Below are 11,723 nucleotides of genomic sequence, written 5' to 3' on the forward strand. Positions count from 1 at the left end.
TCGACGGCGATGGACTGGTCACCCCGTCGAGAGTAGGGCACCCCACCGACTGTGATCCGTTCGCGAACTGACCGGAAAGTATGTGATTGGACAGGACGATCGGACGTGACGACCCGCCACCATGTATGTTGACCCGTGCACCGCACGGGTGTGCTGCTGCTCACGTCTCGACCCTGGAGTGTCTGCGATGGCCTTGAAGTTTGTCCCCAGAGCGACGATGGCTGCTGCCTCGATTGCGTTGCTTACCGCATCGTTCGCGAGTGCCTGCTCGAGTGACAACGGAGGCAACGCGCTCGACCAGAACCTGACCGGCCGCGGCCCGATCACCTACGTCGAAGGTAAGGACACCACCGAGACCGGTGTGGTCAAGCAGCTCATCGACCGCTGGAACGCCGCGCACCCCAACGAGCAGGTGACGTTCAAGGAGCAGTCGGCCGACGCCAACCAGCAGCACGACGACCTCGCCGAGCACTTCCGCGCCAAGCAGGACGGCTACGACGTCGTCGCCCTGGATGTGCCGTGGACCGCGGAATTCGCCGCGAAGGGCTGGATCCAGCCGCTCAAGGACACCTTCGCCATCGACACCGCGCCGCTGCTGGCGCCGACCGTGGCCAGCGCCACCTACAACGGCACCCTGTACGCGGCCCCGCGCAACACCAACGGCGGCCTGCTGTACTACCGCAAGGACCTGGTCCCCAACGCCCCGCGCACCTGGACCGAGATGCTCGGCCAGTGCCAGGTGGCGCGCGACAACAACATCGGCTGCTACGCCGGTCAGCTCGCCCCCTACGAGGGCCTGACCGTGAACACCTCCGAGGTCATCAACGCCTTCGGCGGCAGCTTCGTCGGCGCCGACGGCAAGACCCCCACCGTGAACAGCCCGGAGTCGAAGGCGGGCCTGAAGGTCCTCGTCGACGCCTACAAGAGCGGTGACATCCCCAAGGAAGCCATCACCTTCAAGGAAGGCGAGAGCGCCAGCGCGTTCGAGTCCGGCAAGCTGCTGTTCCTGCGCAACTGGCCGTACCTGTACGCCCAGGCCAACGCCGACACCTCCGCGGTGAAGGACAAGTTCGGCGTGGCCCCGCTGCCCGGCAACACCGGCGTCGGCGCGTCCACCCTGGGCGGCTACAACGCCGCGATCAGCGCGTTCTCCAAGAACAAGGCCACCGCGGCCGATTTCGTGCGCTACCTGATCAGCGAAGAGGCCCAGCAGATCATCGCCTCGGGCGCGCTGCCGTCGGTGCGCGCCTCGCTCTACGACGACCCGGCCCTGATCGCGAAGATGCCGTACCTGCCCGCGCTGAAGGAGTCCATCGCCAGCGCCGTGCCGCGTCCGGTCACCCCGTTCTATCCCGCGGTGTCGAAGGCCATCCAGGACAACGCCTATGCTGCCCTGAACGGCACGAAGTCCGTCGACGACGCTGTCGCCGGCATGCAAAAGGGCATCGAGACCGCCGGTTCGTAGCGGAGCGCGCAGCGGACCCGACCAGACCGTAGGAGAGTAGTAACGGTGTCGGATCCTTCGGGAGCCAAGCAGCGCGGGCTAGCGCTGGAACTGCGACAATCCGGCAAGGCGTGGCTGTTCGTCACGCCCGTGCTCGTCGCGCTGGCCGTGGTCATCGGGTATCCGGTGGTCCAGGCGATCATCATGTCCTTCCAGAAGGACTCCGGGATCGACCCGGCCACCGGCATGTTCGTCGAGGGCGGCGGCGCCGGGCTGAGCAACTACACGCACTGGCTGCTGCAGCAGTGCAACACGCTCGGCGGCGTCGTCGCCTGCCCGACGGGCACGCTCGGCTCCCAGTTCTGGTCGGCGGTCGGGGTCACCCTGTTCTTCACGGTGGTGACCGTGTCGCTGGAAGCGGTGCTCGGCCTCGGCATGGCCGTGGTGATGGGCAAGACCTTCCGCGGCCGGGCCCTGCTGCGCGCCGCGGTGCTGATCCCGTGGGCGATCCCCACCGCCGTCACCGCGCGGCTGTGGGAGTTCATGTTCCAGTACGACGGCGTGGTGAACCGGGTGCTCGGCACCCACATCCTGTGGACCTCCGACGTCTGGGCGTCGCGGTTCGCGGTCATCGCCGCCGACGTGTGGAAGACGACCCCGTTCATGGCGCTGCTGATACTGGCGGGCCTGCAGGTGATTCCGGCCGACGTGTACGAGGCGGCCAAGGTCGACGGCGCGTCGGCGTGGCAGCGGTTCGTGCACATCACGCTGCCGCTGCTCAAGCCCGCGCTGCTGGTCGCGGTGCTGTTCCGCACCATGGACGCGCTGCGCATGTACGACCTGCCCGCGATCATGACGCTGGGCAACCCGTCGACGAACACCCTGTCGATCCTGGTGGTCGAGCAGGTGCGCCAAGGCCCCAACAGCGCCGCCGCGCTCTCGACGATCACCTTCCTGCTCGTCTTCGCTATCGCGTTCGTGCTGGTGAAGGTGCTGGGCGCCAACGCCGTTCGCACGCAGGAAGAACAGCGGAAGGCGAACTGATGAGCATCTCGATGACGAAAGAGGCGCCCGTCGAGCGCGCGGAGGCGCCGGTGCAGCCGGTGTCGTGGCGCAAGCGGATCGGCACCGTGCGGATGTACCTCGGCGTGCTGATCGTGCTGGTGTGGGGGCTCGGCCCGTTCTACTGGATGACGGTCGTGGCGTTCCGCGACCAGGCCTACACCTTCGACAGCACCCCGTGGCCGACCCACGTGACGCTGGACAACTTCCGCAACGCCTTCGACACCAGTCGCGGCAACAACTTCGGGCAGGCGCTGCTCAACAGCGTGATCATCGGCGCCGCCACCACCGCGGTGGCGCTGCTGCTCGGCGTGCTGGCCGCCTACGCGCTGGCCCGAATGGCGTTCGCGGGCAAGTACCTGGTCTCGGGGCTGATCCTGTCGGCCTCGATGTTCCCGGCCGTGGTGCTGGTGACGCCGCTGTTCCAGCTGTTCACCGATCTGGGCTGGATCGGCCACTACCAGGCGATGATCATCCCGAACATCTCCTTCGTGCTGCCGATGACGGTCTACATCCTGGCGTCGTTCTTCGCCGAGCTGCCCTGGGAGCTCGAGGAAGCCGCGCGCATCGACGGCGCTACCAAGTTCCAGGCGTTCCGGCTGATCATGCTGCCGCTGGCGGCGCCCGCCGTGTTCACCACGGCGATCCTGGCGTTCATCGCCTCGATCAACGAGTACCTGCTGGCCCGGCTGCTGTCGGGTGAGAAGACGCGGCCGGTGACGGTGGCGATCGCCCAGTTCTCCGGCAACGATCCGCTGGTGCAGCCGTACGCGGCGATCATGGCGGCGGGCGTGATCGTCACGGTGCCGCTGGTGATCATGGTCCTGGTGTTCCAGCGCCGGATCATCTCCGGTCTGACCGCCGGTGGCGTGAAGAGCTAGATCGGTGCGGGGCGGCGCGTTCGCCGCCCCCACGCGCTCCTCCCGGGTTCCACGACGCCCGGCGGGTAGAGTCCTGCTATCGATGGCACGTCGGTACAGGTGAGTTCTTCCCCTCGCTCCGGAAGGAGATGGTCGTGGCCTCCGAGGGTGGGCGCAGGCGTTCCGGTGGGGACGCGCCGTATACCTCGGTCGCCGGTTTCAAGGACCCGCTCGGCCGTGATCAACCGCCGCGCAAGGGCGCGGCGCGACGGGCCCAGGCCGCCCGGCTGGCCGCCGACGGTGACGGTGACGAACCCCGCGCGCCACGTACCAGAGGACAGAAGATCCGGCGGCTGATCCTGGCGCTGTTCGTGATCTTCGTCTGCGTGCCCGCGCTGCTGTTCTTCGCGATCTACTGGAGTTCGGAGATTCCCGAGCCCGCCGAGGTCGCGGTCGAACAGCCGGCCACCGTGCTGGCCGCCGACGGCACCACCGTGCTGACGAAATTCATCCCGCCGCAAGGCAATCGGATTCCGATCCCGCTGACCGAGGTGCCGATGCCGGTCCGCGACGCTGTACTGGCCGCCGAGGACCGCAATTTCTACACCAACCCCGGCTACTCGACGAGCGGGTTCCTGCGCGCGGCCCGCGACAACCTGCTCGGCCACGACAACGCCGGCGGCGGGTCGACCATCACCCAGCAGTACGTGAAGAACGCCTTCCTCAGCTCCGAGCGCACCGTCACTCGCAAGATGCGCGAGCTGATCATCGCGGCGAAGATGTCGCGGCAGTGGAGCAAGGACGAGATCCTCGCGGCCTATCTGAACACCATCTACTACGGGCGCGGCGCCTACGGCATCGCCGCGGCGTCGAAGGCCTACTTCGACAAGCCGGTACCCGAGTTGACCCTGGCCGAGGGCGCCGTGCTGGCCGCGGTGATCCGCTCGCCGTCGGTGCTCGATCCGGAGAACCACCTCGACCAGTTGAAGGCACGCTGGCAGTACGTGCTCGACGGCATGGTCGAGATGAAGGTGCTCGCGCCCGGCGAGCGCGACGCGACGGTGTTCCCGGCGATCATCCCGCTGCCCGAGATCCCGGCCGAACCGGTGGCGCTCGGGCCGGAGGGACACATCCGCACTCAGGTGATGCGCGAGCTGCGCGCGGCGGGCCTGACCGACGCCGACATCAACACCGGCGCATTGCAGATCACCACCACCATCGACCCCGTGGCGCAGGCGGGCGCCGTCGACACCGTGCGGCAGCGGCTCGAATGGCAGCCGCCGGAATTGCGCGCCGCCGTCGTCTCGATCGACCCGCGCAGCGGCGCCGTGCGCGCCTACTACGGCGGCGAGACCGGCACGGGCTTCGACTTCGCCCAGGCGCCGTTGCAGACCGGGTCGTCGTTCAAGGTGTTCGCGCTCGTCGCGGCACAGCGCCAGGGCATCCCGCCGACCAGGGCGATCGACAGCTCTCCCGTCGTCGACCGCGGCACCACGATCACCAACGCCGACGGCGACTCGTGCGGCCGCTGCGCACTCACCGAAGCGCTCAAACGCTCACTGAACACCAGCTTCTACCGGCTCACCATGACGATGGCCGACGGCCCGCGCTCGATCGCCGAGGCCGCCCATCTGGCGGGCATTCCCGAGCGCATTCCCGGCCTCGACGTCGAAACCCTCACCGAGGCGGGCGAAGCGCCGCTCAACGGGATCGTGCTCGGTCAGTATCTGGTGCGTCCCTTGGACATGGCCTCGGCGTACGCGACGCTGGCGGCGTCGGGCGTCTATCACCAGCCGTATTTCGTGCAGCGGGTCGTCACCGGCGACGGGCGGGTGCTGATCGATCGCGGCGCACCGGAAAACCGGGTGGGCAAACAACTTCCGGAGCCCGAGCAGCGGATCACCGCGGCCATCGCCGACGCCACGACCCAGGCGATGACGCCGATCGCCAACTATTCCAACGGACACGGGCTGGCCGAGGGCAGGCCCTCGGCGGCGAAGACCGGCACCACCCAGCTCGGCGAGACCAAGGACAACAAGGACGCCTGGATGATCGGCTACACGCCGTCGCTGTCCACGGCGGTGTGGGTGGGCACCGAACAGCCGCAGCCGCTGCGCAGCGGGCGCGGCGGCGCGATCTGGGGATCCGGTCTGCCCTCGGACATCTGGAAGCAGGTGATGGACACCGCGCTGGCGGGCACGCCGATCGAGCAGTTCCCCACACCCGCGATGACCGGCGGCGGCGGGCTGATTCCGGGACCGGCGCCCGCGCCGGCGGCGCCGGGCGGCAGCAGCCCCTACGACATCCTCAACCCGCCGACGAACGCGCCGCGCAGTCCGGCGCCGGAGCTCATCACTCCGCCGTCCTCGACCGGCACCCCGCGCAACCCGGCGCCGGTGATCATCATCCCGCCCGCGCCGCGCCCGGCCACCCCGGGCGAATTGTTCCCCGGACTGGGCGGTGACGGCGGTCGATAGATCACGGATTGGCCACCCGGACCCCACACCCCGACGGACGTGGCAACATCGTTGGCCAGAGCGCGAACCAGCCCGACCAGTCGGCACCGCCGGTTTGCCGCGACGCGACGGCGCGTCGAACGATCCCGGCGCAAAACCTGTCATATCGATGCGGGAAGATATGCGCTCGAGCGACGACGAGACTAGACATAGGGGCTACGCAGGTGGATTTCAATGTCGTTGACCGTCCCGAGACGCTGATCGCGGGCACAGTGCTCCGCAGTCCGGCGCTCGCCGTGGAGGGGCCACGCCGCGCGAAGGTGGTGGAGGCGTGGCAGCACCTGCTGGCGAGACCGCAGTTACCGGGACCGATCGCGACGGGGTACGTCGATTTCGCGTCGGAAATCAATTCCTACCTGACCCATATCGTCGGCTACGAATGCAAGACCCTCGCCGATCTCCAGGTCGGTGACGTGCTCGCCCGCATCCCGGCGGGCCGCTACGCCCTCTTCTCCGCCACCGGCGACAACCGCGGCGACACCATCGTCGCGCTGTGGCGCCAGATCTGGGACGCCGAGGCCGCCGGGGAGTTCGAGCGCGCCTACGCGGGCGACTACGAGCAGTATCCGGACGAGCGCACGGTCGAGATCTACGTCTCGCTGACCGCGGAGCAGGGGGACGAGTAGCCATGACCGTCGATTTCGAGATCGTCACCCTGGAAGACGGGCTGATCGCGGGACTCACCGTGCCGCTGGCCGGTCGCGAGGTTACCGCGCGCGACCTGGACCTGGTGAACTTCACCTGGGACCGGTACCTGTCCAGGGAGAAGACGGTCCCCCGCGCCGCGGCCTATATCGGTCAGAACGATCACGCCGTGGCCGTGCTGGGCTACGAGGTCGCCGGGCTCGACGACATCGACGAAGGCGACGTACTCACCCGCATCCCCGCGGGCCGCTACGCCAAGTTCGTCGTCTCCGACAAGCCCTACGACCTCCTGCGCACAGCGTGGGCCCAGGTCATCAAGGCGGAGAACGCGGGCACCATCACCCGCTCGCACACCGCCGAACTCGAGCGCTACACCGGCCCGACGAGCGTCGAGGTCTACGTCTCGCTCGATTGACATATGACTAAGGCCGGGTCACAGGGAAAACACCCTGTGACCCGGCCTTAGTCATCGAGCAACCAGCCACGACCCGACCTCGAGGAGGGTCCGCCGCGCAGCGGCGGTCGCGGGACAGAAGGGGCCGCGACTCGAGCGCGCCAGCGCTCCAACTACTCCGCGACTCGAGCGCGCCAGCGCTCCGACTACTCCGCGCCGATGATGAACGCCTCGAGCTGGGTGCGCGCGACGTCGTCGGCGATCTGCTCCGGCGGGGACTTCATCAGGTAGGCCGAAGCCGGGATGACGGGTCCGCCGATGCCGCGGTCCTTGGCGATCTTGGCGGCGCGCACGGCGTCGATGATGATGCCCGCCGAGTTCGGCGAGTCCCACACCTCGAGCTTGTACTCCAGGTTCAGCGGGGCGTCACCGAAGGCGCGGCCCTCGAGGCGGACGTAGGCCCACTTGCGGTCGTCGAGCCACTCCACGTAGTCCGAGGGACCGATGTGGACGTTGCGGTCGTGGACCTTGCCCGCGAGCGAACCGGTGAGGTTCGAGGTCACGGCCTGGGTCTTGGAGACCTTCTTCGACTCCAGCCGATCACGCTCGAGCATGTTCTTGAAGTCCATGTTGCCGCCGACGTTGAGCTGGTAGGTGCGGTCGAGCACCACGCCGCGGTCCTCGAACAGCTTGGCCATCACGCGGTGGGTGATGGTCGCGCCGACCTGGGACTTGATGTCGTCACCGACGATCGGGACACCGGCGTCGACGAACTTCTGCGCCCAGACCGGGTCGGAGGCGATGAACACCGGCAGCGCGTTGACGAAGGCGACGTTCGCGTCGATGGCGCACTGGGCGTAGAACTTGTCGGCCTCTTCCGAGCCGACCGGCAGGTAGGACACCAGCACGTCGACCTGGGCGTCCTTGAGCGCCTGCACGACGTCGACGGCCGGGGCCTCGGACTGCTCGATGGTCATCGCGTAGTACTTGCCGATGCCGTCGAGGGTCGGGCCACGCTGGACGCTGACGCCGGTGGGCGGCACGTCGGAGATCTTGATGGTGTTGTTCTCGCTGGCGAAGATCGCCTCGGCCAGGTCGAAGCCGACCTTCTTGGCGTCGACGTCGAACGCGGCAACGAACTTCACGTCCTTGACGTGATAGGGACCGAACTTGACGTGCATGAGCCCGGGAACGGTGGCGTTCTCATCGGCGTCCTTGTAGTACTGCACGCCCTGCACCAGCGACGATGCGCAGTTGCCCACACCGACGATCGCGACGCGAACCTCGCCGGACCCAACCTTGTTGACATCACTCATGGCCGCTCTTTCCCTCTTTCTGTGGTGCCGCCTTCGTCGATTGCTCCGCCGCAATCAACTCGTTGAGCCAGCGCACTTCGCGCTCGCTTGATTCCAATCCGAGCTGGTGGAGCTGACGGGTGTAGCGATCCAGCGAGCCGCTGGCCTTCTTGATCGCCTCCCGCAGTCCCTCTCGGCGCTCCTCGACCTGACGCCGCCGACCCTCCAGGATCCGCATCCTCGCCTCGGCGGGGGTGCGGCTGAAGAAGGCCAGGTGAACGCCGAAGCCGTCATCGGTGTAGTTCTGCGGACCGGTGTCGGCGAGGAGTTCGTTGAAACGTTCCCGCCCGACCGGCGTCAGCCGGTAGACGCGGCGCGCTCGGCGCGCGATCGCGCCCTCCGGAAGCTCCTCGGCGATCAACCCGTCGGTCTGCATCCTGCGCAGGGTCGGGTAGAGCGAACCGTAGGAGAAGGCCCGGAACGCTCCGAGCAGGCCCGTCAGCCGCTTGCGCAGCTCGTAACCGTGCATGGGCGCGTCCAGGAGCAGGCCGAGAATCGCCAATTCGAGCACTCGCCGACCTCACTCCCTGACTATGTCGGCCTGACAGGCCGAGCGGACCTAACCGATGGATGCGAGTTCCAACTATATCGGAGCGATATAACAAGGCATAGCGCAATGACGCACATCACTGCGCCATCGCTGGTGAGACGGCGTGGTCGGGGGCTAGGCGGGGTACACGGCGATGGGCTCGCCGTTGAGCCGGATCTTCAGATAGCCGCTCTGTTCGGCCTCGTTCTTGACGTAGATGCTGATCTCCGGCTCGGCGTCCTTGCCGCCGCCGGGTGGGTACCTGACCAGCACGTGCGAGACCCAGCCGTTGGGGACCCGGGTGGTCTGGGAGGCGCCCGACATCAGCCGGGCGTAACGGGCGATGTCGACGCCGGCCAGGTCGAACGACTTGGTGTCGGGCGGGCGGCTGCCCTGCGAACCCCACGCCTTGAAGTCGCCGCGATACTGCAGCTCGTCCTGCTTGCCCGGTCGCCCGGAATCCCGTTCGACCAGGGCGTACTCGGGGTACAACGTCAGCTCGTCGGCGACGGTGCTGCCGTATTCGGTGCGGTAGGCGGCGAGGAAGTGCGCGAATCCGTTGCCGGTGGTGAGGTCGGGCAGCGGGTCGCCGAAGGCGGCCTCGCCCGCGGTGCGGCCGATCAGGCCCGCGCCCGCACCGAGCAGCGCGGCCAGCACCACCGCGCCGACCGGGATCCACCAGCGCCGGGGTGCGCGCGGCACGCCCCTGGCGACCGGGGTCGCGGCCAGGCTGCCCGGTACCTGCAGGTCGTCGACGAGCCGGTCGAGGGCGCCGAAGGTCTCGGCCCGCATCGCGGTCGCGGTGCGCTTGTCGTGTTCGGTGGCGGTCAGCTGGCCGTCGGCCAGGGCGGCGTCGAGCAGGGCGCACACGTCGGCGCGGTCGGCATCGCGGGCCCGCAGGTTCTTCGCGGGAGACGGGGTCTTCATTGCTCGGTCATCCTTTGTACGGGTAGGTCGCGAGTACTTCGCCCGACAGCGCGAGGACGAAATGCCCCGACTGGGCGACCTCGTTGCGCACGAAGATCGTGATCCCCGGCCGTCCCACCCAGCTGTCGTTCGCGATCCGGAAGTGGGTGACCGCGCCGTTGGGCACCTGGACGGTGGCGGCCGCGTTCGTCAGCGCCGCGCCGAGGGCCTCGGCGTTCACCTGGGCCAGATCGATGTCGAGCGCGTCGCGTTTGCGGGTGCTGACCTGCGAATTCGACCGGGCGAAGCCGCCACGGTAGGTGTAGTCGGCGGTCCAGTCGGCGTTGCCGGGCGCGCGCCGCACGGCCGAGGCGTGCTCCTCGTGCAGGACGGCCTCGTCGACCAGGGTGTCACCGAACTTGACCCGGTAGTCGTCGCGGAACTGGACGAACCCGACGAGGGTGGTGAGCGTCGGCGTGGGGATCACCAGGGGTGGTGCGGCGTTGTAGTTGATCGCCTCCGCCGCGACCACCGCGGGCGCCGGTTCGTCCGGGCGCACCGTCCACACGAAGCAGCCGATCCCCACCACCGCGACCGCCGCGATCGTGGCGATGCGGAAGGTGTTGCGCGCCTTCGGCTTCACCGGTGCCACCGGGCGCTGCTGCAATTCGGCAACCAGGGTGGACAGATCACCCAGAGTGCGTGCTTCCGAGGCCAATTCGGTGAGCGCGGCGTGCTCGTCGGCAGCGAGCTGGCCGTCGGCCCGCGCCGCGTCCAGGGCCGCGGTCGTGCGGGCCCGGTCGGCGTCGCGGGCTCTGGTCCGGGCGGGGTACTCACCGGAGTGCCTGCGGCCGAAACGCTTCCGCTCGATCGCGCCCTGACCACCGAAGACAGCGGGTGATTGCAGGTCGGCGGTCAGCCTTTCCAGCTCCCCGAGGGTCCGCGCCGACGCGGCGCGAGCCGTGCGGTCGTGGTACTCCTGCGCGCCCAACTGGCCCTCGGCGTAGGCCGCGTCAAGCACGGTCGACACCTGCGCGCGATCGATATCACGCGCCCTCGTCACGGAATCGGCGGCGCTGCGCGCCTGCCTGGAATCAGCCATCGTTCTGGCTCGCCTCACCTGCGGAAATACCCGGGCCGACCCCGGTATCGGGAGTTTACGACGAGACCACCGATGCAGCGGTGCCACCGGCACCGCAAATCAATCCCGGCTACTCTGGTGATCGTGCGAATTCAGCGGCAGGTAGTCGACTATGCGCTCCGGCGCAGGTCGCTGCTGGCTGACGTCTACGCGGGCCGGGTCGGCGTCGCCGAGGTGTGCGACGCGAATCCGTACCTGCTCCGGGCCGCCAAGTTCCACGGCCGGGGTAGCGAGGTGACCTGCCCGATCTGCCGGAAAGAGCAGCTGACCTTGGTGTCATGGGTGTACGGCGACGGACTCGGCCAGGCGGCCGGCTCCGCGCGGACGCCCGAGGAGCTGATCCGGATGGCAGAGTCGAGCGAGGAGTTCTCGGTGCATGTCGTCGAGGTGTGCCGCTCGTGCAGCTGGAACCACCTGGTGCAGTCGTATGTGCTCGGTTCGGCGCCCGCGCCGGCCCGGCGCCGGACGAGTTCGCGAGCGGGGCGGCGCTCTGCTGCCGAGTAATGGGGCTGCCGAGCAATGGGCCGCCGAATGACAGGCCGCCGGGCGACGGCGGCCACCGCTTGATGCGCCACAGTTCGGGGTGCAAGGTATCCGCGCCGGTTCTCCGGCGCGGATGTCGTGTGCCGGTTGAACCTTACGAGTTATGGAGATCTGGTCAGTGAGTTCGCCCTACGAGTCCTCCCCCTTCGGCGATGATCCGCACGGCGGCCGTCCGGCTCGGGGTTCGCAGCCGGGTCTCCCTCCCCAGCCGGGTGACCGGCCGGGTCCGCCGCCGCGCCGGCCGATGCCGCCCGCCGGGCCGGGCCCCCAGAACGGACGCGGACCGGCCCCGGGTGGGCGTGGTCCGCAGGGCGGACCGCCACCGAAC

The 11,723-nt window shown here is 68.6% G+C and carries 11 protein-coding genes; 7 read left to right on the plus strand and 4 right to left on the minus strand.

Annotated features, from left to right (window positions below; all coding sequences use genetic code 11):
- The first annotated feature begins 187 nt into the window (after positions 1-187).
- From ATM97_RS14740 to ATM97_RS14765, 6 genes are all read left to right on the plus strand, one after another.
- On the plus strand, positions 188-1,465 hold the full coding sequence (locus tag ATM97_RS14740) for an ABC transporter substrate-binding protein (RefSeq protein ID WP_218718582.1): 1,278 nt from the start codon (positions 188-190) through the stop codon (positions 1,463-1,465).
- Between the two features lie 45 nt (positions 1,466-1,510).
- The gene (locus tag ATM97_RS14745; protein WP_218718583.1) at positions 1,511-2,488 is read left to right on the plus strand and encodes a carbohydrate ABC transporter permease; all 978 of its coding nucleotides are present in this window, start codon (positions 1,511-1,513) and stop codon (positions 2,486-2,488) included.
- Positions 2,489-2,499: 11 nt separating this feature from the next.
- Positions 2,500-3,387, plus strand: coding sequence for a carbohydrate ABC transporter permease (locus ATM97_RS14750; protein WP_374104861.1), 888 nt, complete (start codon positions 2,500-2,502; stop codon positions 3,385-3,387).
- A 128-nt stretch (positions 3,388-3,515) separates the two neighbouring features.
- Positions 3,516-5,843, plus strand: a complete 2,328-nt coding sequence (locus ATM97_RS14755) for a transglycosylase domain-containing protein (protein ID WP_218718585.1) — start codon at positions 3,516-3,518, stop codon at positions 5,841-5,843.
- A 203-nt stretch (positions 5,844-6,046) separates the two neighbouring features.
- Entirely contained in the window at positions 6,047-6,508 is a 462-nt protein-coding gene (locus ATM97_RS14760) for a GyrI-like domain-containing protein (protein WP_218718586.1), read from the plus strand.
- A 2-nt stretch (positions 6,509-6,510) separates the two neighbouring features.
- Positions 6,511-6,942, plus strand: a complete 432-nt coding sequence (locus tag ATM97_RS14765) for a GyrI-like domain-containing protein (RefSeq protein WP_218718587.1) — start codon at positions 6,511-6,513, stop codon at positions 6,940-6,942.
- A 185-nt stretch (positions 6,943-7,127) separates the two neighbouring features.
- On the opposite strand, the gene ATM97_RS14770 is transcribed toward ATM97_RS14765, so the two are convergent.
- The 4 genes from ATM97_RS14770 to ATM97_RS14785 form a co-directional block, all read right to left on the minus strand.
- Positions 7,128-8,237, minus strand: coding sequence for an inositol-3-phosphate synthase (locus ATM97_RS14770; RefSeq protein WP_218718588.1), 1,110 nt, complete (start codon positions 8,235-8,237; stop codon positions 7,128-7,130).
- Positions 8,230-8,787 (minus strand): PadR family transcriptional regulator, encoded by a 558-nt coding sequence (locus ATM97_RS14775; protein WP_189031469.1) that lies wholly within the window; start codon positions 8,785-8,787, stop codon positions 8,230-8,232. Before ATM97_RS14775 ends, ATM97_RS14770 begins: the two co-directional genes overlap by 8 nt.
- 153 nt (positions 8,788-8,940) lie before the next feature.
- The gene (locus ATM97_RS14780) at positions 8,941-9,732 is read right to left on the minus strand and encodes a DUF1707 domain-containing protein (protein WP_218718589.1); all 792 of its coding nucleotides are present in this window, start codon (positions 9,730-9,732) and stop codon (positions 8,941-8,943) included.
- A gap of 7 nt (positions 9,733-9,739) precedes the next feature.
- Positions 9,740-10,813: a DUF1707 domain-containing protein gene (locus ATM97_RS14785; RefSeq protein ID WP_218718590.1), complete on the minus strand. Its 1,074-nt coding sequence runs from the start codon at positions 10,811-10,813 to the stop codon at positions 9,740-9,742.
- Positions 10,814-10,936: 123 nt separating this feature from the next.
- Here ATM97_RS14785 and ATM97_RS14790 point away from each other — a divergent pair, with 123 nt between their 5' ends.
- A complete protein-coding gene (locus tag ATM97_RS14790; RefSeq protein WP_218718591.1) occupies positions 10,937-11,356 on the plus strand; it encodes a DUF5318 domain-containing protein in 420 nt (139 codons plus the stop codon).
- Positions 11,357-11,723 lie beyond the last annotated feature (367 nt).

The sequence above is a fragment of the Nocardia sp. MH4 genome, assembly GCF_019266065.1.
GTDB classification, from domain to species: Bacteria; Actinomycetota; Actinomycetes; order Mycobacteriales; family Mycobacteriaceae; genus Nocardia; species Nocardia canadensis.